This is a genomic window from Anaerotignum faecicola (assembly GCA_024460105.1).
In the GTDB taxonomy this organism is placed as follows: domain Bacteria; phylum Bacillota; class Clostridia; order Lachnospirales; family Anaerotignaceae; genus JANFXS01.
In genome coordinates this window covers 15,917-38,967 of record JANFXS010000003.1, presented here as the reverse complement: position 1 = coordinate 38,967, position 23,051 = coordinate 15,917, and the positions used below count along the sequence as shown (strand labels likewise).

Here is a 23,051-nt window from a genome sequence, read left to right as displayed (position 1 = left end):
TTATAAAACAATAAAACAACGGAATTAAATCAGGATTATGTAACAAACATATGTATTTTTAAATATTCTAACATATTTGTTAAACAGTAACAAGTCCTTGTTCAACCATAGCCTGTAAGCCCATTATAATTCCAATCTTAGCATGATGCCAGCTTAAACCTCCCTGAAAAAATACATTATAAGGCGGTTTTATCGGTGCATCCGCACTTAATTCTATTGAAGAACCTTGAACAAAAGCGCCTGCCGCCATTATAACAGGACAATCGTATCCGGGCATGTCCCACGGTTCAGGCTTTACAAAACTGTCAACGGGAGCGCCGCGCTGTATGCCTTGACAAAATGCAATAACATTTTCGGCGCTTTTCATTTTAATACACTGAACAATATCTGCCCTCTTTTCATCTGTTTTCGGGAGAGTTTCAAATCCAAGCCCGCTGAACAATGCGGATAGAAACACTGCGCCTTTAACGCTTCCTCCTACAACTTGAGGGGCTGTAAACAGTCCCTGGAAAAGCGCAGGCGTAATTCCGAGCGTCGCCCCTACTTCTTTGCCCAGGCCGGGAGATGTGAGGCGGACAGCGGCATTTTCAACAAATTCTTCCCTTCCTACAATATATCCTCCTATAGGGGCAAGGCCGCCGCCGGGATTTTTAATTAATGAACCGACGATTAAATCCGCGCCGACTTCCGTAGGCTCGGTTTTTTCAACAAACTCACCATAGCAGTTGTCAACCATACATATAATATTTTTATTGATAGTTTTTATAAATTTTATTAATTCGCCTATTTTCTCTACAGAAAGCGACTGCCTGTATTCATATCCCTTTGAACGTTGTATTGTAACAAGCTTTGTTTTATTTGTTATTGCTTTTTCGATATTATCATAGTCGAAATTACCGTCTGGAAGCAGATCCACCTGCCTGTATGTTATTCCGAATTCACTTAGCGAGCCCTTTTCCTTTCTTATACCGATAACCCCCTGCAAAGTATCATATGGAACGCCTACAGGAGAAAGTATTTCATCACCGGGTCTTAAATTGCCGGACAACGCAACTGTAAGGGCATGCGTTCCTGATATAATCTGAGGCCTTACAAGGCCGCTTTCCGCTTTAAATACGTCTGCATAAACCTGTTCAAGAGTATCGCGCCCCAAGTCATTGTAGCCATACCCTGTTGTAGCCGCAAAGTGTGTATCGCTTAATTTGTTTTTCTGCATAGCGGCCAAAACTTTAAGTTGATTAAATTCTGTTATTTCGTCTATTTTTTTAAACTTTAATTCTAAATCTTTTTCTATTTTGCAGGCATAATTCCAGATATTGTGGCTTATGCCGAATTTCTCATATACAAATTCACTTAATTCCAATTCAAACAGCTCCCCACTGCTTTTTATTTAATTCCATAAATATAACTGCGTTTTAAAAAGGCATAAATACCTCACAAATAAAATTTTTTATATTTCGGAGTTTCATACCGCTTGCCATAGAATCCGCGCCTGACGGTCAAAACCGTGTGTGCCATTGCAAACCGAAGCTGCGGCAGTATAACATAATTAAACATCATGGCAGATTGCCATTATATTTCAGCCGCGCCGCCGTTTTTCAAATATCCTATTATTTGTCTGACTGTTGTTTCCTTATCTTTTTCTGTAACATCTATCCATATACCGTCGGTTTTTTGTCTGAACCACGTAAGCTGCCTTTTTGCAAATCTGCGCGTGCTTTGCTTTAATATATTTATCGCTTCATCCAGTTCCATTTTCCCATTAATATAAGGTATAAGCTCTTTATATCCAATACCCTGCATAGATATAATACTGCTGCCGTAACCCATATCTATCAGCTTTTTTACTTCTTCTGTCAATCCGTTGCTAATCATTATGTCAACCCTTTGATTTATCCTGTCATAAAGTTTTGTTCTGTCCATGCTTAAAATAAAAAAAGAAACATTATAAGGCGATTGTTTGTTTTTGGCATCATTATTGTGTTCAGACATTTTTTCCCCTGTTTGTATATAATATTCGATAGCCCTTATAACTCTTTTTAAGTTATTTTCATGCACAATCGCTGCATATTCCGGATCAATTTTTTTTAGCTTTTCGTACATATAACATTTACCGTACTTTTCCGCCTCGTCATAAAGCTGGCGGCGGATATGTCCGTCATCATAAGTTGACATAAAATTATTATCGTAAACCAATGCGTTTATATAAAATCCGGTTCCTCCGACAATTATGGGAATTTTTCCCTTTGAATATATTTCCTCAATATATTTTTTGGCCATGCTTTGAAAAACCATTGCGTTAAACTCTTCATCGGGATAAAGCTCGTCTATCAAATAATGCTTGATTCCGCACATTTCAGCCTTTGAAGGCTTTGCCGTGCCTATATTCATATATTTATATACCTGCATGCTGTCTGCGGATATAATTTCACCGTTTATTTTTTTTGCAAGTTCTATAGAAATATCAGTTTTCCCACAGGCTGTCGGCCCGGTAATAATTATGAGAGGTTTTTTCATATCAATCCCCCGATTAATTCATTGTATACGTTTAAACTTTTTTTCAAGTTCATATTTAGTAAGTTCTATAATTGTAGGCCTGCCATGCGGGCAGCTGAAGGGGTTATCAAGTTTTAAAAGCCTCTCTATAAGTGAAACCGCTTCTTGAACCGACAATTTATCATTGGCTTTAACAGCGGCCTTGCATGCTATAGTTGCGATTGTATGTATCTTTTTATCATACACATTTTCATTTTGGCCTACTCCCAAAGTGTCGAGTATTTCTGTAAAAAAGCTAAGATTTTCCGGAGTTTGAAATATGTACGGCATGCCTTTAATCACATAGTTAATACCGCCTAAAAATTCAATGTCAAATCCAAATCTTTCCATAAGCTCCACATTTTCATTAAGCAGGATTGCTTCCTTTTCGCTTAAATTAAGCGCTATAGGCTGCAATATACGCTGTGAAACAACATCGCCGTTTTTAAATTCATTCATAATACGTTCAAAAAGTATTCTCTCATGAGCGGCATGCTGATCTATAAGAAATATGCTTGATCCCTGTTCAACTATCCAATATGTTGAAAAAATTTGGCCTGTTATTTTATAATTATTGAAAAATCTTTCAGCCTGTTCGAGTTCTTCGATATTATCCGGCGTCGGCATTATTTCCTGCCCTACATCCTTATCAGGTATATACCCCAACTGCCGTTCTTTCAGTATATTCTTACCGCCGTTTATATCTTCGGAATCCATTTTATTTTTATAAAGCTCCTTCAGTTCGTCAATGGAATGTCGTGTTCCTTCACTGTTATATTTAACGGATTCGTCAACTTTGGAAAATATATTTTTATTAATGACTTCCGTTATGTTCGTTTCCGGTATAACTTCCTGTTTAAATCGATTTGAGTCATGAGGGGCAGTATTCCCTTCGTCTTTATTTGCACAACTATTTTGATTGTCCAAGAAGTTTCCGTTTTCGATTAGTTTTTTTACTTTTTCCGACGGGGCGCTATTCCAATCTGATTTCGGTATTAACGCTATAGATTTTAACGCCTCATAAACGGCATTATATATAAAATCATAAATTACGTCGTCATCCCTGAAACGAACTTCGAGTTTTGCAGGATGTACATTAACATCAACCATATCGGCGCTTAAAGTAAGGGACAGTATAAAAACCGGAAACTTTCCTATCATAAGACGGGTTTTGTAGGCTTCTTCAACTGCTTGTGAAACGACGTCGTTTTTTATGAAACGTCCGTTTATAAATAGATTTTCGTAATTTCTGTTGCCTCTTGAAAGTTCCGGTTTCCCTATAAGCCCGAAAAGCCTAAAACCGTTTTCTTCACATGAAACATCTATCATTTTTTGGCTCATTTCTTTTCCGTAAACATGGAAAACAGCCGTTTTTAAATCATTGTTGCCGCTGGTATGGAGCATTACGTTTCCGTTATTAATATACTTAAAAGAAATTTCCGGATGCGCAAGCGCAAGCTTATTAACTGTGTCAGAGATATATCCGCTTTCAGTTGCCGGCTTTTTAAGGAACTTTCGTCTTGCGGGCACGTTGAAAAATATGTTTTTAACTGTTATTGACGTTCCTCCTGCACAGGCACATTCGCTCTCTTCAATCATATTTCCGCCGCTTATCTCAATTTTACAGCCAAGCTCTTCATTTTGGGTCTTTGTAACCATTTCAATCTGAGAAACAGAAGCGATACTTGCAAGAGCCTCGCCCCTAAATCCGAGAGAATATATATAGTCAAGATCCTCTATATCGGAAATTTTGCTTGTCGCATGACGAAGGAAAGCCGTTTTAACCTGTTCTTTAGGTATACCGCTGCCGTTGTCGCTTATTTTAATAAGGCTTGTTCCGCCGTCGCGTATTTCTATAGTTACGGCGCTTGCCCCGGCGTCTATGGAATTTTCTGCGAGTTCTTTAACAACCGAACTTGGCCGTTCAACTACTTCGCCGGCAGAAATTTTATTTATAGTGTTATTATCAAGCAAACGGATCTCTCTCATAGCTATCACATTCCTTTTGTTTTCTTTTGAAGGTCAAAAAGTACCTGAATTGCCTGTATAGGAGTTAAACTCATAACATCTATGCTGTTTATCTCATCTGCAAGCTGCGTATCTTGTGCGTTAAAAATATCGAGCTGCTGCGTTGTTTCTTCATTCAGCAGTTCGGACTCAGCCGCAATTTTTTTTGCTTTTTTTGTAATATCAGCGGCGTTCAACTGTTTTAAAATAGCTTTCGCACGTTTGATTACTTTTATCGGAAGCCCTGCAAGGCGGCCTACATGTATGCCATAACTGTTATCGGCTCCGCCCCGTACAATTTTTCTCAGGAATATAACGTCTTCTCCCTGCTCTTTAACAGTTATACAGTAATTTTTAACTCCGGGCAGTTTCCCTTCTAATTCTGTTATCTCATGATAATGCGTTGCAAATAATGTTTTTGCGCCTACGCATTTCTTATCCGCTATGTACTCCAAAACAGCCCATGCAATACTTAATCCGTCAAAAGTGCTTGTGCCGCGTCCGATTTCATCCAATATTAAGAGACTGTTTTCCGTTGCGTTGTTTAATATATTCGCAACTTCTATCATTTCTATCATAAACGTACTTTGGCCTGAAGCTAAATCGTCGGAAGCGCCGACTCTGGTAAAAATCCTGTCAACAATCCCGATTTTTGCACAGGCAGCCGGAACAAAACTCCCAATCTGCGCCATTAACACTATTAAAGCTGTTTGACGCATATAAGTGGATTTTCCCGCCATATTCGGCCCTGTGATAATAGAAAGCATATTTTCATCTTTATCAAGGAGCGTATCATTCGGTATAAAATCAGAATTAATCATTTTTTCAACAACAGGATGCCTTCCGTCTTTAATATCTATAATGCCGTCGTCAGATATATCCGGCATACAGTATCCCTGTTTTTCGGCCACCTCGGCAAGCGACTGCAAAACGTCGGCCACAGCTGTAATTTCAGCGCTTTTTTGAACGCGAATAACTTCTTTTGCTACGGCGTCCCTTACTTCGGAAAATATCTTATATTCCAAATCAACGGTCTTTTCGGCGGAACCCAATATTAATTCCGCCAAATCATTTAGTTCGGCTGTCATATACCTTTCACAGTTGGCCAACGTTTGTTTACGCATATATCTTTCAGGAACTTCTTCCAAATTGCTTTTTGTTACTTCGATATAATAGCCGAATACTTTATTGTACCGTATTTTAAGATTTTTAATGCCTGTAAGTTCTCTTTCCGCCCTTTCAAGATCCGATATCCATGTTTCACCTTCGTCTTTCGCACGCAGGAGCACATCAAGTTCGCTGTTGAAGCCCTTTTTTATAATTCCACCTTCACGCACGGTTACGGGCGTATCCTCATCAATTATAGCGTCTAATATTATTTTATATATATCTTCAAGGGAATCCAAGCTCTCGGAAAGTTCCGCAAAATAGCTGCTTTCACATTTTTTCATGGCGTCTTTAAGCGCCGGAAGGTTTTTAACAGAATTTCTTAAAGCTACCAGATCCCTACAGTTTGCGGTATTATAAATAACTTTGCTCATTATACGCTCAAAGTCATACATTGAATCAAGTATTTCTTTGATTTCTTCCCGTATAAAAAAATTATCTTTTAATTCGCTTACAGCTTGGAGCCTTTTTTCTATATCTTTTTTGTTTATCAGAGGCTGTTCAACCCATCTTCTTAAAAGCCTGGCTCCCATTGCAGTTTTCGTTTTATCAAGCACCCATAATAACGAGCCTTTTTTATTTTTTTCTCTCAGAGTTTCACTGAGTTCAAGGTTTCTTCTTGAACTTATGTCCAAAACCATGTATTGTCCAGTGGAATAACTTTTGATATTGGAAATATGGTATAGGTCTATTTTTTGCGTTTGATATAAATATTCAAGCAAGCTTCCGGATGAACACACACAAAATATTTTATCCTTTAGTCCCAGTCCGTCCAGACGGTCTACAGCAAAATGACGGCACAAACGCTTATTTGCGGAATGATATTCAAATATCCAGTCGTCGCATATATTCAATTTCAGGTTAAATTTTCTTTCTGTTTCAATTCCTTCTGGGATTGATTTAAATCCAGCGTTGCATATAATTTCCGAAGGGCAGAATTTTGCGATCTCGTCTAAAAGTTTTGACGCCGCGTCTGCACCTGAAAACTGGGTAGTTTGAAATTCTCCTGTTGTAACGTCGCATATAGAAAAACCAAAACCGTTTTTGTCACAGTATACGCAAGCAAGGAAATTATTTTTTTTCTCATCCAAAACTGTGTTGTCAATCAACGTTCCGGGCGTTACAATTCGGACCACGTCCCTTTTGACAATGCCCTTTGCAAGTTTTGGATCCTCAACTTGTTCGCATATAGCGACTTTATACCCTTTTTCAACCAAACGCGATATATAAGTATCGGCTGAATGGAAAGGAACGCCGCACATAGGCGCGCGTTCCTCCTGTCCCCAGTTTTTACCCGTTAATGTTATTTCAAGTTCCTTACTGGCAATAATGGCGTCGTCAAAAAACATTTCATAAAAATCTCCCAGACGGAAAAACAGCAGGCAGTATTTATATTTTTCCTTAATTTCAAAATACTGCTCCATCATAGGGGTTAATTTTGCCATTATATTTTCCTCCAAAAATTCAACTTACTTTTAAATCAGTGGCAGCCGCTGCATCCTGCACAGCAGCTTGGATCGCATCCGCCCTGGGCTGAATCCTGACCCTGTATAGTTGCGCTTATAAGGTTGAAAACAGAATTTACAAAAGCGCCGTATTCGCTTTCTGCCTTCATAAGTCCCATTGTAATTTCATTTTCTTTGATTTCTTTTTCTTTTGCCACAATTTGTTCGCCAAGATCCGTAAGGATAGCTTTATCTGCGTTTTCGTCGCCCATAATTTCCTGCCACTTATTTTTAAGGTCGGTATATTCGTCTACAAGAGTTTTAGCGGCTTCGCTGTTTTCAAAAGTTTCCCTTGCGGCATAAAGCTTCTGCGCCTCTTCACATTCAAGCATTTCTTTACCTAATTCCCTTGCCTTATCATAAATACTCATTTTTTCAAATCCTTTCTCCAATTAAATAAAATGTTTTATTCCCTGTTATTTTAACAGGAACAGTTTGGCCAATAATATCTTTGTTTCCCGGAAAGTGAACAAGGCAGTTGTTCTCACTTCTTCCGGAAACAATATTTTCATCCTGCTTGCTGACGTCTTCAACTAATATGTTAAGAGTTTTGCCAACAAAACCGGAGTGAATTTCATATATTTTTTTATTTACCGCATCAACAAGCCTGTTAAATCTGTCTTTAACCGTTTTCTCGTCTATCTGGTTATCCATAACGGCTGCGGGCGTGCCTGTTCGTTTTGAGTATATAAATGTAAATGCCGTCGAAAATCCTACGGTATTAACAACGTCAAGCGTATCTAAAAAGTCATCCTCGGTTTCTCCCGGGAAACCAACCATTATATCCGTGCTTAATAGTATATCCGGAATCTGTGACCTTATTTTATTTATAAGTTCAAGATATTTTTCCTTCGTATACTTTCTGTTCATTTTTTCAAGAATAGCGTTGCTCCCGGCTTGGAACGGAAGATGGAGATAATTGCATACTTTGCTGCATTCTTTCATCGCAAGTATAAGCTCGTCGGATAAATCTTTTGGATGAGAAGTCATAAACCGTATTCTTTCAATTCCGTCAAGTTCATTTATTTCTCTTAAAAGCTGTGCGAATGATACAGGAGGGTTCAAATTTTTGCCGTAGCTGTTTACGTTTTGGCCCAGAAGCACGATCTCTTTGATGCCGGAAGCCGCAAGACATTTAATCTCGTTTAAAATATCCTCTTTTTTACGGCTGCGTTCGCGCCCTCTTACATACGGGACTATACAGTAGCTGCAAAAATTATCGCATCCGTATGAAATATTAACGCTTGCTTTAAAAGGATACTCGAGAATTGTCGGTATATTTTCTACAATTCCTTTTTCTTCTTTCCATATATCAAAAACAGTTTCATTTGTTTCCAAATTTGTATATAATAATTCAGGCAGTTTATAAAGGTTAAATGTTCCAAATACAATATCAACATATTTGTATGATTTACGCAGTTTTTCAATTACGACGTCCTGTTGTGTCATGCAGCCGCAAAGGGCAATTTTCATATTTTTGTTTGTTTTTTTAAAGTGCTTAAGCCTTCCGAGCCTGCCGTATATTTTAACTTCGGCGTTTTCGCGTATACAGCATGTATTGTAAATTACAAAATCGGCGTCTTCCTCTGTCAGGCTCCTTAAAAATCCCATTTCTTCAAGCATTCCCGCTATTTTTTCAGAATCATGGGCGTTCATCTGACACCCTGTAGTAAATACAAAATATGTTTGTTTCCGCCCTGTGTCTTGTTCAAAATCAGAAAGATACCGTTTTATTTTTTCCATGTATTCCGTTTGTTTTGAAAATTTATTTGCCTCTGTTTCGGTATTTATTTTGTCGATATTCATAATTCCACCTTAATAGTTATTTTATGTGCCGAACTTATTTCATCTGCCGCATAAATTACATGAAGTCATATTCAATAACGCTGCAATCATAGTAGTTATGAGCCAGCCTAAAAACTTAGGGCTGTTGACAAAAGATTTTACATTCATTTTGCTTATTTTTGAATCAGACGTTTCTTATATTTAATTAAAATATAAACAATAGTAACAGAATTGGGTGAATAAATATATGTTAATGGTATTTCTTTATCCATTTGTGACGGAATATCTATCTATGCAATAAAAGATTCACATTTATTATAAATTTCCCAAATATTTTTATTGTTTTATTCGCGGCAATTTGTTTTATATTGAACCGTCCGTCATCATCTTCATGAGGATGTGGGATAAATGAAATCTTACCAATACATTGTTCGGTTATGCTTTTTATAATGATATTATATCCAGAGCCATATTTCAAAATTGTATATGGAATAAAGTAAGTAAAATACCGATAATAGTAAAAATTATTTTCAATTAATATCCAATCTGCTAAAAATTTATCTTTTTCATGTTATATTAATGTTGCTTCTTTATTTACGACAGCATATTTGAAAAAATTCCGAATATCAGTATATCATATAAAGGCCGTAACTTCAATATTTTAGAAATTTGAATTTACAGCCGAAAAAGCCTGCCGAAAATTTTCAGCAGGCATATAAGTATTTGAGCACGAAACCTAATTAAAAAAACAAGTTGTATTTTGAATTATATTTAGGCGCCCCAAACCTGTTTTAACACACGCATGGCATTTTTTCCTAATACTTTTTGTATATCCTCGTCGCTGTATCCATGTTTAACAAGCCATCTGAGAATATTCCACATTGCTTCTGTAGGGTTTTCCAAACCCTTTACAAATGGAACTTCGTCATATGAAACTGTTTGATTTAATACTGCCTTAGTCGATAATGTTTTTGCAAATGCATGATGCACTCCGACATGATCCCCATATAATGTATCAGGGCCAAAGCCTACATGATCAATCCCGATTAAATTTGCAATATATTCAAAGTGTTCCATTGTCGACTCTAAATCATGTGTTTTATTAGTCATTGTCATTGTTGTGTGCGGAGCAGACTCTATACAAACCAAACCGCCTTTTTCAGCAATAGCTTTGAACAATCTGTCCTCAGCCAAGCGCTTGCTGTCCCATAATGCCCTTGCGCCTACATGCGTGGCAACTATAGGATCTTTTGAGTATGTTGCCGCATCAAATGCAGTTTGCGGGCCGCAGTGAGAAACATCAATGAGCATTCCCAATTTATTCATCCTGTCAACGCATACTTGGCCGAAACGCGTCAACCCGCCGTCATTAGTTTCTTTAATTCCCGATCCTAATGCATTTGATTCGGAATAAACAAGTCCTAATAAGCGGACGCCTAATCCGTATAAAATATCAATGCGATCCGGATCGTTTTCAATAGGTGCGGCTCCCTCTATAGAAGCTACCCATGCAATTTTGCCTTCTTTATGCGCACGGATTATATCTTCCGTAGTACGGCAATGTATTAAAAAATCCTGATGCGCAATATCGCACATACGCATACCTAAATCATGAATAATATCCTGCCACTTCCAGCCCCATTTAGATGAAATAGTATTTAAGCCGTCCATCATATTATCGAAAACACAGTCCAAACAAGAATGTGACAACGCCTCGTAGGCACAGACATTTCTGCCCGCCTGATTATATGAAAGGATCTCCTCCTCAGTTACTTTTTTAGGGAAATGTACCGGATGTTCATGGAGAGATATTATAATACTTTCTTCCGCCAGTTTTTTAACCCTAACTTCCTGCTCCTCATCCAACGGCAAACGGTATTCGCCCGCCCAATTCCAATCGGCTAATTCAAAATCTTTGTAATCTTTTCCGGCCTCTAAATAGGAATATGCTTTATAACCTTTATAACCTGTTTTAATTCCCATTTTATTTCCTCCTTTTAAATTTATTTATGATAATCGCCGCCGGCATATACCAGCGGCGTATCTTATCATTTATTTTTCATATACATGCGTTAAATCTTTTACATCCATAACTCCATATAATCCCGGCGTTAAACTCCAGCCTGCAAATTTATTTGAACATCCATATGCTTTTGTACGCACCCAGCAGTTTACTACGGGAAGTTCGTCTACATATATTTTCTGGAATTCGTCCAACAATTCAAGCCTTTTCGCTTTGTCAGGCTCTGTTTCAAGCTGGGCCAAAATGGAGTCTACGTTTTCATTATAGTATTCCATAAAATTCATCGAACAGTCCGATAAATAAATATTTGAAAGACCTTTAGAATCCACGTCGTCAATAACGCCCCACTCCTGAATATTAATATCATAGTCGTGTCCCTGAACAACATTGCTTGTAAATGCCGCAATATCAAGAGATTTTATGTTTATCTTAAAACCGGCTTGTTCTGCATTTGATTTAAATATATTTGCTACCGCATCGATATTATTGCTTGAGTTTTTATATACCACTTCAAATTCCATAGGCTTGCCGTTCATCTCACGCACGCCATCGTTATCTGTATCTGTGTATCCGGCGTCATCCAACAATTTGTTTGCGCCTTCAATGTCAAATGCCGGATATGTAATATTTGACTGTACCAAATCAGTATATACCGGTGAAACAGGAGTTTCCATTTTCCTTGCCCCGCCTTGAAGAGCCGCCGTTACTATGCCGTCCCTGTCTATTGTCATTGCCAGAGCCTGCCTTACGGTTTTATCACTTAAAAATTCATTGCTGCAATTAAACGCTAAGTAACCGTAGCCTAAAGACTCAACGCTTTCAATAGTAAACTGCCCGTCCGAATCAGCTAGCTGATTTTGCGCTGAAACAGGAAGTTCGGTTCCCGAAACGTCAACCTCGCCGTTTTTCATAGCCAAAACCAATGCGTTCGGATCTGCATAAACGCGGAAAATAATTTTATCCAAATAAGCTCCCTGTCCATCGTTGGCAAGCGGCCAATTCTCAACACGCTCTAAAGTATAGTATTCGCCCTTTGCATAGTCTGTCAATTTATACGGGCCGTAACCTACGCCGTTAAATTCAAAGTTCATCGGATCATCAACATTTTCGTAAATATGTTTCGGCATAATGTCAACCCAATACCCCATTTGGCTTACAAAGCTTACAGAAGGGATTGATAAATGGAATATAACGGTTGTGTCGTCTACAACCTCCGAACTTTCAACAGATTTGAACATATCGGCTCCGAAGCTTAAACTATGTTTTACACAGTAGTCGGCAGTAAACGCAAGATCTTCGGCTGTAAGCGGTTCACCGTCATGCCACGTTAAACCGTCATGAAGTTTAATTGTATATGTCTTTAGATCTTCAGAAGCCTCGTAACTTTCAATGATATAAGGTTCTTTTTCACCTTTTTCATTTACAACCATCATAGACGGCAAAACTAAATTCATAAGCAAATGCGAGTTCATATCATTGGAAAGCCATGTTGCAATATTATACGGCTCGCCGCTAATGCCTACCGTTAATGTTCCGCCTACATGCGGTTCGCTTGTTTCCGCTTCCGTCTGCTGTCCCTGCCCTTCAGCCGGCGCCGTCTGCTGTGAATCGCCGCTGTCATTTCCTCCACAGGCCGCCAGCGACAACGCCAATACAGCGCTTATCAATCCTGTAATAATTCTTTTTTTCACTTTAATTACCTCCCGTTTTATCTTTTCCTAAGAACACGGCCGCTCATTGGGCGTTTTAATTCTCCGTGTTTAATAGCAAATTTACCGTTTACAAGCACAAAATCGATCCCATCCGCAACTGTCTGCGGTTTATGATAGTCAACTTCTTCCGGATTTGGATAACTGTACTTATCTTTATCAAAAATAATTATATCGGCAAAACAGCCTTCTGCAAGTTTTCCTCTTTCTTCAATGCCAAAATGTTCCGCAACCATTGTTGTGCTGCGGCGTATAATTTCTTCCACAGGAACGCCTTTATGACGATACATTTGAAAGAATATGGGGAAACATCCTCTTCTTTGCAGTTCATACCAATCAAAGGGCTGGCTTACATCGCCGAAAAGTTCATCTGAACCGGGGCTTACATATGGGTTTTCAACTACTTTCTGGGGGTGGCCCTCTTTAGGGAAATCAGGCCGTGACGCTCCTCCAAGCCAGAAAGTATATTTCTTTTCGTCTGCAATTAAATCAAGCATACATTCGTCGGGATCCATGTTCCGTTCTTTGGCAATTTCAAGCACGCTTTTACCTTCTAAAGACGGATCTTCCGAAAGGACTATATATTTTATGGATTTATCTCCGGCAATGATAAAAGCGTCCTTCTTTATCATCTCGCGTCCCTCTTTAGAAGCAAGGGCTTTTTTTACACCTTCAGGCCCGGCATTGAAAAGCTCGTCGGAAATAGCCATAATAAAAAGAATAAGCCTGTCCTTACTCATAAGATGCCCTGTGCTGCGTGGGATAGTATCTACTCTTACGTCTAACATTTCTTCTTCATTTGCTTTTCTTATAAGTTCAAATGCCTCCGGCGACGTAGCGCTTAAATGTGATACCTGGCCTTTTGCCCCGCTTTTTCGGATAACTTCCAAAAATTCGGAAACGGCTGTTTCAAGGCCGGCGGACTGACGTGTATGCGCCGCGGCAACGCCGCCGTATTCTTTAACAATTCCAGCCGCTAAAGACAATTCGTCAACATCGGCATAGCGACTGGGCACATAGTCTAGTCCAAACGATATGCCCCATGCGCCCTGCTCCATGGATGTGCGTATTATCTGTTCAATCTTTTCATTTTCTTCTTTATTAGGTTTTCTTGGGTATGCGCCGTTCATGACGCTCCATCTTATGGTTCCGTGCCCGAGCAGTACGGCAAGATTTATATTTGTACCGCATTTTTCCGCCGCTTTGCAGTAACTGTCATAGTCATTCCAATCAGGGAATGTTTTTTTGTATTTTTTTCTTTCATCGGCATTATAAAGCCCGTTGCCGTAATAATATTCTATGATGTTTTCCTTAGGCCCAGGAACTATTGAATGTCCGCAGTTACCGGATATAACTGTAGTAACGCCCTGCCTCAAAAAAAGTTCATATGTGCCGTCTGTAAAACATACAGTTTCTTCATGAGTATGAGGATCTATAAGGCCTGGGCATACTATTTTTCCTTCTGCATTTATAACTTCCGTTTCAGGCTCCTCATGTATTTGCGGAGCAATTTTTATTATTCTGTCGCCTTCAACAAGAATATCGCCTTTTTCTCCTTTGTTTCCTGTGCCGTCAATTATAAACCCATTCTTAATCAAAATCTTATCCATTTTATACAGCTTCTTTCCTTAATATAATTATCTTTCTTTAGGATTAAGTGTTTCGTTAATTCCTGTTCCCAAAAGGTTAAAGCAAACAACATAAAACATAATAAATAGGCTTGGGCTTAACCACCACCACCATGGATTTGGTGTGTTTATGACGGCTCCGCTGCTCCATGCCTGTTTCAAAACAGTGCCCCAACTCCATACTTCCGGATCTCCGAGCCCCAAAAAGCTGAGTCCGGATTCACTTAAAACAGCAGTTGCCATAATTAATGTTAAATTAACAAGCACTGGACCCGCTACATTCAAAAGCACATGTTTAAACACGATTCTCCATGACGGTATCCCCAGGCACTTTGCAGCCTCGATAAACTGCATTTCAGAAATTTTCAATGCGGCATTCCTTGTAACGCGGGCTAATGACGGCCATGCAAAAATACCTATTACTATTGAAACGTTTGAAACTGAAGAACCCACAATAGCCGCAATTACAATCATAAGCGGCAGTACCGGCAAAGTTAAAAATATTTCTATTATCGAATCTATAACAGAGCCAACCCTGCCTTTTACATACCCTGAAATTAATCCCGCCGGGATGCCTATAACCGCGGCAACAAATACGGCCATTGCCGAAACGTATAACGAGGTTCTGGCCCCCCAGACAAGTTCGGCAAAAATATCCAATCCCAAGCTGTCAGTTCCGCACCAATGTGAGGCTGAAGGCCCCATAAGCATATCCGGTCCGTATCCTTTAGGGTATTCGGCAATAAACGGCGCAAACAATCCTAATAAAACAACGATTAATACTCCCGCTAACCCAATCACCGCCATACGGTTTCGGAAAAAACTTTTCCAGAAAGATTCACTTTTTCGCATTTTCTCAACCTCCCAATTTAATTCTCGGGTCGAGCCATGCGACCACTAAATCGGTCAAAATATTTATAATAACAACAGTAACGGCAAGTATAATAAATGCCCCCTGCAAAACAGGATAATCCAAAGACGCAACTGAGTCATACACGAGCCTTCCGATTCCAGGCCATGCAAAAATTGTTTCGGTCATAACCGAGCCTCCAACAAGCGTCCCAATCATAATTCCCGTAACTGTAACGGTTGGAATCATTGCATTTTTCAAAGCATGACGGTGTATAACCGTTTTTTCATCAAGCCCTTTTGAATAAGCTGTGCGTATATAGTCTTCATTTAAAACATCAAGCATACTGTTTCTTGTATACATCACTATGGTTGCGATATTTGCAAGAAGTAATGTAGTCGCTGGAAGTATTGCATGCTTTAAAACGTCTATTATATAAGCAAAACCTTCGGCAGGCGGAGGTGTGTAAGCGCCGCTTGTCGGAAGCAGTTTTAACAGATATGCAAACACATACATTAAACCAAATGATAAAAACGGAACAAAAATTGAAACTCCGACCATTACTCCGATATTAACTATCTTATCAAATGCTTTGCCCTTTCTTCTTGCCGCCGCCATGCCTATCGGAACTCCAATCAGCAAAGCAAGCACAACCACTATAACCAATAAAAGCAATGTCCATGGAAGTTTCTGCATAAGTATGTCGATAACAGGTTCATGGCTCTTAAAAGATGTCCCTAAATTAAAATGGAATAAATCTTTCCAAAATATAATATATTGCTCAAATATTGACTTATCAAGCCCAAACTCAGCAATCATAGACGCCCTTACTTCAGGCCCTAATTTCGGATCAACCAAAATATCCACCGGATTGGAAGGCATACACCTTATAATTAGGAATGTCGCGGTAATTGAAATATAAAGTGTTAAAAGGCCTTTTCCAATTCGTTTCAGCAAGTATTTAATCAATTTCCGCACCTCCTTCCAATTCATTCCAATAATGACATGATACAAAATGCCCGGGGCGTATTTCCTCTAATTTCGGATGCTCGTGACGGCATTTTTCCTTAGCCATAAAACATCTCATACAGAATCGGCATCCGGAAGGCGGGTTAACCGTGCTTGGAATATCGCCCTCAAGAAGTATTCTGTCGTCTTGTTTTTCAGTAGTTGGAAGTGGAATGGCAGAAATTAACGCTTTTGTATACGGATGTAAAGTATGCGAAAACAATTCTTCCGTTTCAGCCATTTCAATTACTTCCCCTAAATACATTACCAAAATACGATCGCTTATATATTTTACAACGGATAAATCATGTCCTATAAACATATATGTAAGCTTTAACTGCTTTTTAAGCTTATTAAATAAGTTTAATATTTGGGCTTGAACTGATACGTCAAGTGCGGAAACCGATTCATCGCAAATCAATATTTTGGGATTCATCGCCAATGCTCGTGCAATTCCGACGCGCTGCCTTTGTCCCCCGGAGAATTCATGCGGAAAACGATCGGCGGCCTGCGCATGCAGCCCGACAAGTTCCAAAAGTTCAAGCGTCCTTTTTTTAGCGTCTTCTTTTGTTTGAACTACTTTATTTACAAGCATAGGTTCCATAATCGCATTGCCGATTTTCAGTCTTGGATTAAGGGAAGCGTAAGGATCCTGAAAAACCATTTGCAGTTCTTGACGCAGATACTTTGCGTTAGGTCCTTTTATTCCCGTAATGTCATTTCCGTTATAAAAAACTTTTCCGCTTGTTATGGGAACAAGCCCAAGTATAACACGGGCCAAAGTTGATTTGCCTGAGCCGGACTCGCCTACGATGCCCAGAGTTTCACCGTCATATAAAGAAAAACTGACGTTTTCAACGGCATGTACTTTATCAGCTTTTTTAAACAGTCCGCCGCCTATGTCAAAGTATTTTGTAACATTTTCGGCTTTTAAAACAGGTTCAGCCAACAGTTTCTCCTCCTTTCCCATTTATAATATCATTATTATATAAAAAACACTGCACTTGGTGTTTTTCATTTATTTGAATAATCGGCGGGACCTGTTCCATACATTCGGGACAAACTTTGTCGCATCTTGGCGCAAAACGGCATCCTTTTGGAAAATCCCGTATTCCCGGAACCATGCCGGGAATAGTGTACAAATCTTCTTTTACAGAATCTAAAGTAGGTATTGATTTCATAAGGCCCTGCGTATATGGATGTTTCGGGTTATCAAAAACGTCTTTTAAAGTCCCTTTTTCAACTACGCGCCCGGCATACATGACTACAATTTCATCGCATACCTGCGCTACGACGCCTAAATTATGCGTAATAAGCATCAGAGAACCGTTTTGTTTTAAAGACTTCATTAAATCCAGCACCTGCGCCTGTATAGTAACGTCCAGAGCGGTTGTAGGTTCGTCTGCAATAAGCAGCTTAGGCCCGCAAATTATGGCCATGGCTATCATTACGCGCTGGCGCATCCCGCCGGAAAACTGATGAGGATACTGTTTGGCACGTTCCTCCGGGTTTGCTATTCCTACAGCGTCAAGCTCCTTAATTACTTTTTCATGAACTTCCTGGTTTGAAAGGTTTGGGTAGTGTTTTTTCAGTACTTCCCCAATCTGCTTTTCAATGGTAAGCACAGGATTCAACGACGTCATAGGTTCTTGGAATATCATGGTAATATCTTTGCCTACAATTTTTTGCATTTCTTTCCTGTTCTTTTTCAGCAGGTCATTTCCCTGAAATAAAATTTCACCGCCCTGAACCTTTACGCCTTCAGGCAGAAGCCCCATAATAGAAAGGCTTGTCATGCTTTTGCCGCAGCCTGATTCGCCGACTATTCCAACGGCCTTGCCTTCTTCAATGGTAAAGTTGATATGATCCAATAAATTATCAACATGGCCTTTTCTGGACTGAAATCCCATGCTGTAATTTTTAAACTCAATTAAAGCCGCCATTATTCCCTCCTAAATTACAAGTTGTTTTTAATTTTATATAAAAATAATTTTTCGGCTGATTTAAAGCAAAAACACTTTAACAATGTAAAGTGTGTGTGCATGTTTTATAATCATACAACAATTAACCATATTTGTCACTATTTTCGGATACACTTTTTTAAAATATTTTGCATATTTTATTCTTTTTTTGCTTTTATAAAAAAAATTCTTCTGATTCTTCAATAAAACAAATAAATCGTCGCTGCCGAATATTGTATAAATACTTAAGTTAATTAGTTATAAGATTAAATTTAAAATATTGTTTCCGAAATATAAAAACAGATTATTGCCGACTTTAGAATATTAATAAAAAAGCTCTCATATATTTAATTGTATTAATACATTTCTGACATAGAGGAGGGGCTTTTATGGAGCAGTATGATATTTATAAAGACATAGCCGAAAGGACCGAAGGCAACATTTATATCGGCGTAATCGGAGCTGTAAGAACCGGTAAATCAACATTTATCAAAAGATTTATGGATATGCTTGTGCTGAAAAATATTGATGATGATTATGTACGCGAAAGAACGCGCGACGAATTGCCGCAGAGTGCGGCCGGAAAAACAATTATGACAACTGAACCGAAATTTATACCAAACGAGCCGGTGGCGATTACAATGGGAGAAAATATAAATCTCAACGTAAGAATGATTGACTGTGTCGGTTATCTTATAAAAGGCGCCGAAGGGCATATGGAAGGCGACATGCCGAGAATGGTCAACACCCCTTGGAGCAGCGAGCCAATGCCTTTTGAAAAAGCAGCCGAAACGGGCACTGAAAAAGTAATCAAAGACCACTCTACAATAGGAATTGTTGTTACGACCGACGGAAGTATAACTGATATACCGGCTGAAAATTACAAAGAAGCCGAATTACGCGTTATAGAAGAACTTAAAGAACTCAATAAACCGTTTGTTGTACTTCTCAATTCAACCCACCCTTTTTCTGCCGAAACGCTTGCCATTAAAGAAAAAATGGAAGAGGAATACTGTGAAACCGTTATACCGGTTAACTGTGCTCAGCTGAAAGAAGATGATATTATCGAAATACTGAGCAGTATACTTCTTCAATTCCCTGTTAAAGAAATAGGCTTTAATATGCCTCAATGGATTGATACGCTTGATTTTAACCATTATATCAAAAAAGCTCTTGTCTCTTCTTTAAAAGAAATAATGAAAAATGTAAATAAAGTAGGAGACGTTAAAAAACAGGTTGAAATTTTTAAAGAAAATCCATACATACGGAAAGCGTTTGTTGATAATATAAACTTGGGAACAGGCAATGCCGATGTTGAAATCGTATTTGACGAAGGCCTTTTCTATAAAGTGCTCAGCGAAACTTTGGGCATGCCGCTTGAAAATGATTATCAATTAATCTCCGTAATTAAAGAACTTTCACAAATTAAGGATGAATACGGAAAAATGGGCACAGCGCTTGCAGATGCAAAACATAAGGGATACGGTATAGTTATGCCAAGCTTTTCCGACATTACTCTAGAAGAGCCTGAACTTTATAAGCAGGGGTCAAGATACGGAATACGCCTTAAGGCGAAAGGCAGAAGTATACACGTTATAAAAGCTGATATTGAAGCGGAAGTAAGCCCTATAATAGGAACCGAAGAGCAAACAAAAGACTATATGGATGCGCTTAAAAGGGATTTTGCGGACAATCCTCAAAAAATTTGGGAACTTAATCTTTTTGGCAGGAGCCTTGAATCCCTTGTTGCCGACGGCATGAACAATAAGCTTTACAGAATGCCCGAAGATGCGCAGTTTAAGCTTCAGGAAACTCTTGAAAAAATTATAAACGAAGGAAACGGCGGACTCATTTGTATTTTGCTTTAATACAAAAAATTAAATTTATCAAAAAGGGAGTTCCTGTAAAAATACAGTAACTCCCTTTTTATTCCAGTTTAATTTAGTCAAAATACAAAATCAAATTGTAAGAAAATATCGTCTGTAAATATATGCTTTACCAAACAGATATTTGTAATAAACAGGATACGAAAAAACGAAAGATGCAAAATTATCGGCTTATCCATACTTTTATTTAATTTATTATGAATTATTTTTTATATACATGAAAACAATATATTCATAAGATAAATAAAAAAATATTAAATAAATTATAAATGGCTACAGAAATTATGCTTTTATGCATTTCATATTAAATTTAAAGCATATTATAAATAAACTATAATCAGAAATAAAGTCTGCTTAATATTCAGACAATAGTTTTGAATGATTTTTTGCAAACAAAAAAGCTGTTGACGGGATTCGAACCCGAGACCTCCGCACTACCAATGCGGTGCTCTACCAACTGAGCTACAACAGCAAATAAAGGTTTTATACTATCATATTCTAACAGAGAAAATTATATGATAATTATCGGAAATATTTCCGGAAATGCAAGTTCCCGGAAATATTTAAATTAACAGCTTTAATATATCCAACGCAGATAATAATATCATAAATGAAATCAGCCGTCAAGTTTTCTTTTATCAATAAATTTTTCTATTTTCTTTTTAACTCTTTGCAAGGCGTTATCTATTGATTTTTCAGGCTTTCCCATTAAAAAAGCAATTTCGCTGTATGTTCTGCCCTGAAGATACATAGACAGCACTTTATTTTCAAAACTGCTCAAAACCTCTTTTATATGTTCCATTATAAAAGATTTATCTTCCTGCCCTATAAAAAGAATTTCGGGGCTTGTAACCTCAGCATTTTCAAGTATATCCATATATGTCTGTTCCTCCTGCTCATCGAAAACCGGTCTGTTTAGGGAAACAGAAGAATTAAGCGGTATATGTTTCTGTCTTCCGGCAGTTTTTATTGCCGTTATCATCTGCCTGTTAATGCAAAGCTCAGCAAAGCTTCTGAACGCAGTGTTTTTATCGGGCTGATAATCCCTTACCGCTTTATAAAGGCCGATCATCCCTTCCTGAATAATATCTTCCCTGTCGGCTCCAACAAGAAAATATGCTCTCGCCTTGCTTTTAACAAGAGTCTTATATTTATTCATTATATATTCCTGGGCATCCAAATCGCCATTTTTTATATACGAAATAATTTCTTCATCTTTTAAATTATGAAAGTCCGTTTGTGCCAAAATTACACCCCGTTTTATTGCTTAATGAAGACCGCGCCTCATTTTTTCAAGTATATTTTTAGTATTTTCGTCAAGATTGTCCATCAAAAGGTTATTTTTAGGAGGCCTTCTTTCAATATATCTTTCGCGCATATGCGTATTCACAGATTCAACTTCGTTTTTAAGTTCTTTTGCAGACATCCTGACAGCGCCATGTCCCAAAATTATAAGCTGTTCGAGCCCATCTGACGTCGCCACCCGCACGTTACATTCGCGTGGGAGGCTGTTTACTGTTTTTTCAATATAGTGATCCGCCGTTTCAGCCTCTTTTGTGTACACTGCAAATATATTGTCATATTCATAAACAGCGCCAATATTTCCTTTAACAAGGTAACCGTCAAAAACTACTATAACGGTTATATGGCTTTTAAACCCTTGATAATTGCTCATTATCTCCATTAATTTTGCCCTAGCGCTTTCAAGGCTGACTTCCGACATCTCTTTGAGATTATCCCATGCATGTATAATATTATATCCGTCAACCAACAGAAAATTTTTATTCATAATTTATCCCCTGCGCTGCCTTACCACTTCATACATTAAAAGCGCGGCGGCAACCGACGCGTTAAGAGAAGAAATTTTCCCTTTCATTGGTATTGATACGGAAAAATCGCAGTTTTCTCTTACAAGCCTGCTTACGCCGTCGCCTTCACTGCCTATAACAAGCGCTAAAGAACCTTTTAAATCCGAATCAAAATATTCCCTGCCTTCCATGTCCGCGCAGGCGATCCATAGCCCTTCTTTTTTAAGTTCTTCTATAGCGCTTGAAAGATTAACCGCCTTTGCAACCGGAACATATTCTATTGCTCCGGCTGACGTTTTTGAAACCGTTGCAGTTAAGCCTACGGCGCGTCTTTTCGGTATTATCACGCCATGTGCTCCGCTTGCGTCGGCAGTTCTTAATATTGCGCCGAGGTTATGCGGATCGGTTATACCGTCAAGAATTATTATAAAAGGCTCTTCGCCTTTTTGCTTTGCAATTTCAATTATATCATGTATGCCGACATATTGATGCGCCGATACAAAACCTATAACGCCCTGATGGTTTTTAGTCTGGCTCATTTCATCAAGCCTTTGCCTGTCAGTTTGCTGAACGACAATTCCTCTTTCGGCCGCCATGGCTGTAATCCTTCTGATCGTGCCTTCGACATTGCCTTTTGCAACAATTATTTTTTCAACATCCCTGCCGCTTTTTAAAACTTCAAGTATGGCGTTTCTTCCTTCAACCTGATTTTCGTTAAAGTCTTTTCCGTCTTCCCTAAATTTTTTTCTTTCCAAATCTACTTCTCCTTTATATCAGTTCCGGCCGTAAAAAGCTCTTCAAGCCTCTTTATATCGCCTTTTAAGTATAAATATCCAAAAACGGCTTCAAGGCCTGTCGCGCATCTGTAATCCATTAAATCCGCATTTTTAGGCACAGTATGACTTTTTGCATTTCGTCCACGCCTGAAAACCGCTTCCTCTTCGTCTGTCAGTAAATTTTGTATACTGAAATACATATCTGACTGGCCTTTTGCCTTTACCATTTCCCTGCTCCTTTTATGCATTTTATTTACCGGAGCATTTCCGAACTCAAAAAGGACTTTTGAACGTACAAATATTTCAAAAACAGCGTCGCCTATATATGCAAGCACCAAAGGAGAGAGCTCCTTTGGATCTTTGCAGCCGTATATATTTTTAATATCAGATAATTTTTCCATTT

Annotated in this window: 18 protein-coding genes and 1 tRNA gene; 1 reads left to right on the top strand and 18 read right to left on the bottom strand. The window is 38.5% G+C overall.

Annotation, left to right across the window (positions count from 1 at the left end; translation table 11 throughout):
• Positions 1–79: 79 nt before the first annotated feature.
• The 13 genes from NE664_05155 to NE664_05095 form a co-directional block, all read right to left on the bottom strand.
• Positions 80–1,363 (bottom strand): methionine gamma-lyase family protein, encoded by a 1,284-nt coding sequence (locus tag NE664_05155; protein MCQ4726048.1) that lies wholly within the window; start codon positions 1,361–1,363, stop codon positions 80–82.
• Positions 1,364–1,572: 209 nt separating this feature from the next.
• Positions 1,573–2,517 carry a tRNA (adenosine(37)-N6)-dimethylallyltransferase MiaA gene (gene miaA / locus NE664_05150; protein ID MCQ4726047.1) on the bottom strand — a complete coding sequence of 315 codons (945 nt, stop codon included), beginning with the start codon at positions 2,515–2,517 and terminating at the stop codon, positions 1,573–1,575.
• A gap of 18 nt (positions 2,518–2,535) precedes the next feature.
• A complete protein-coding gene (gene mutL / locus NE664_05145; GenBank protein ID MCQ4726046.1) occupies positions 2,536–4,524 on the bottom strand; it encodes a DNA mismatch repair endonuclease MutL in 1,989 nt (662 codons plus the stop codon).
• Between the two features lie 5 nt (positions 4,525–4,529).
• The gene (gene mutS / locus NE664_05140; protein MCQ4726045.1) at positions 4,530–7,154 is read right to left on the bottom strand and encodes a DNA mismatch repair protein MutS; all 2,625 of its coding nucleotides are present in this window, start codon (positions 7,152–7,154) and stop codon (positions 4,530–4,532) included.
• 35 nt (positions 7,155–7,189) lie between these two features.
• Positions 7,190–7,585, bottom strand: coding sequence for a YlbF family regulator (locus tag NE664_05135; GenBank protein ID MCQ4726044.1), 396 nt, complete (start codon positions 7,583–7,585; stop codon positions 7,190–7,192).
• Positions 7,586–7,589: 4 nt separating this feature from the next.
• Positions 7,590–9,020, bottom strand: coding sequence for a tRNA (N6-isopentenyl adenosine(37)-C2)-methylthiotransferase MiaB (miaB, locus tag NE664_05130; protein ID MCQ4726043.1), 1,431 nt, complete (start codon positions 9,018–9,020; stop codon positions 7,590–7,592).
• Positions 9,021–9,770: 750 nt separating this feature from the next.
• A complete protein-coding gene (locus tag NE664_05125) occupies positions 9,771–10,982 on the bottom strand; it encodes a dipeptidase (protein MCQ4726042.1) in 1,212 nt (403 codons plus the stop codon).
• A gap of 69 nt (positions 10,983–11,051) precedes the next feature.
• Entirely contained in the window at positions 11,052–12,713 is a 1,662-nt protein-coding gene (locus tag NE664_05120; protein ID MCQ4726041.1) for an ABC transporter substrate-binding protein, read from the bottom strand.
• 17 nt (positions 12,714–12,730) lie between these two features.
• Positions 12,731–14,341, bottom strand: a complete 1,611-nt coding sequence (locus NE664_05115; GenBank protein MCQ4726040.1) for an amidohydrolase family protein — start codon at positions 14,339–14,341, stop codon at positions 12,731–12,733.
• Positions 14,342–14,368: 27 nt separating this feature from the next.
• Positions 14,369–15,211 carry an ABC transporter permease gene (locus NE664_05110; GenBank protein MCQ4726039.1) on the bottom strand — a complete coding sequence of 281 codons (843 nt, stop codon included), beginning with the start codon at positions 15,209–15,211 and terminating at the stop codon, positions 14,369–14,371.
• Between the two features lie 4 nt (positions 15,212–15,215).
• Positions 15,216–16,178, bottom strand: a complete 963-nt coding sequence (locus NE664_05105; protein ID MCQ4726038.1) for an ABC transporter permease — start codon at positions 16,176–16,178, stop codon at positions 15,216–15,218.
• A complete protein-coding gene (locus tag NE664_05100) occupies positions 16,171–17,187 on the bottom strand; it encodes an ATP-binding cassette domain-containing protein (protein MCQ4726037.1) in 1,017 nt (338 codons plus the stop codon). The genes NE664_05105 and NE664_05100 overlap by 8 nt, the downstream gene beginning before the upstream one ends.
• Complete coding sequence (locus tag NE664_05095; GenBank protein ID MCQ4726036.1) at positions 17,159–18,160, bottom strand: ABC transporter ATP-binding protein; 1,002 nt, start codon at positions 18,158–18,160, stop codon at positions 17,159–17,161. The genes NE664_05100 and NE664_05095 overlap by 29 nt, the downstream gene beginning before the upstream one ends.
• Positions 18,161–18,567: 407 nt before the next feature.
• Between NE664_05095 and spoIVA the strand changes: the two genes are divergently transcribed.
• Complete coding sequence (gene spoIVA / locus NE664_05090; protein MCQ4726035.1) at positions 18,568–20,046, top strand: stage IV sporulation protein A; 1,479 nt, start codon at positions 18,568–18,570, stop codon at positions 20,044–20,046.
• Between the two features lie 417 nt (positions 20,047–20,463).
• Here spoIVA and NE664_05085 read toward each other — a convergent pair.
• The 5 genes from NE664_05085 to NE664_05065 form a co-directional block, all read right to left on the bottom strand.
• Positions 20,464–20,536: transfer RNA gene (locus tag NE664_05085), tRNA-Thr, on the bottom strand.
• 144 nt (positions 20,537–20,680) lie between these two features.
• The gene (gene sigH / locus NE664_05080; GenBank protein ID MCQ4726034.1) at positions 20,681–21,310 is read right to left on the bottom strand and encodes an RNA polymerase sporulation sigma factor SigH; all 630 of its coding nucleotides are present in this window, start codon (positions 21,308–21,310) and stop codon (positions 20,681–20,683) included.
• Positions 21,311–21,331: 21 nt separating this feature from the next.
• Entirely contained in the window at positions 21,332–21,853 is a 522-nt protein-coding gene (locus NE664_05075; protein ID MCQ4726033.1) for an NYN domain-containing protein, read from the bottom strand.
• Positions 21,854–21,856: 3 nt separating this feature from the next.
• Entirely contained in the window at positions 21,857–22,627 is a 771-nt protein-coding gene (rlmB, locus tag NE664_05070) for a 23S rRNA (guanosine(2251)-2'-O)-methyltransferase RlmB (GenBank protein ID MCQ4726032.1), read from the bottom strand.
• A gap of 2 nt (positions 22,628–22,629) precedes the next feature.
• The gene (locus NE664_05065; GenBank protein MCQ4726031.1) at positions 22,630–23,049 is read right to left on the bottom strand and encodes a ribonuclease III; all 420 of its coding nucleotides are present in this window, start codon (positions 23,047–23,049) and stop codon (positions 22,630–22,632) included.
• Positions 23,050–23,051: the final 2 nt, after the last annotated feature.

Coding starts and splice junctions, on each gene's coding strand:
- NE664_05095 (MCQ4726036.1), bottom strand. CDS start 18,160: ATGGCGGCTTTAATTGAGTTTAAAAATTACAGCATGGGATTTCAGTCC.
- NE664_05115 (MCQ4726040.1), bottom strand. CDS start 14,341: ATGGATAAGATTTTGATTAAGAATGGGTTTATAATTGACGGCACAGGA.
- spoIVA (MCQ4726035.1), top strand. CDS start 18,568: ATGGAGCAGTATGATATTTATAAAGACATAGCCGAAAGGACCGAAGGC.
- NE664_05125 (MCQ4726042.1), bottom strand. CDS start 10,982: ATGGGAATTAAAACAGGTTATAAAGGTTATAAAGCATATTCCTATTTA.
- mutL (MCQ4726046.1), bottom strand. CDS start 4,524: ATGAGAGAGATCCGTTTGCTTGATAATAACACTATAAATAAAATTTCT.
- NE664_05135 (MCQ4726044.1), bottom strand. CDS start 7,585: ATGAGTATTTATGATAAGGCAAGGGAATTAGGTAAAGAAATGCTTGAA.
- miaA (MCQ4726047.1), bottom strand. CDS start 2,517: ATGAAAAAACCTCTCATAATTATTACCGGGCCGACAGCCTGTGGGAAA.
- NE664_05110 (MCQ4726039.1), bottom strand. CDS start 15,211: ATGCGAAAAAGTGAATCTTTCTGGAAAAGTTTTTTCCGAAACCGTATG.
- NE664_05065 (MCQ4726031.1), bottom strand. CDS start 23,049: ATGGAAAAATTATCTGATATTAAAAATATATACGGCTGCAAAGATCCA.
- miaB (MCQ4726043.1), bottom strand. CDS start 9,020: ATGAATATCGACAAAATAAATACCGAAACAGAGGCAAATAAATTTTCA.
- NE664_05075 (MCQ4726033.1), bottom strand. CDS start 21,853: ATGAATAAAAATTTTCTGTTGGTTGACGGATATAATATTATACATGCA.
- mutS (MCQ4726045.1), bottom strand. CDS start 7,154: ATGGCAAAATTAACCCCTATGATGGAGCAGTATTTTGAAATTAAGGAA.
- NE664_05100 (MCQ4726037.1), bottom strand. CDS start 17,187: ATGGGAAAGGAGGAGAAACTGTTGGCTGAACCTGTTTTAAAAGCCGAA.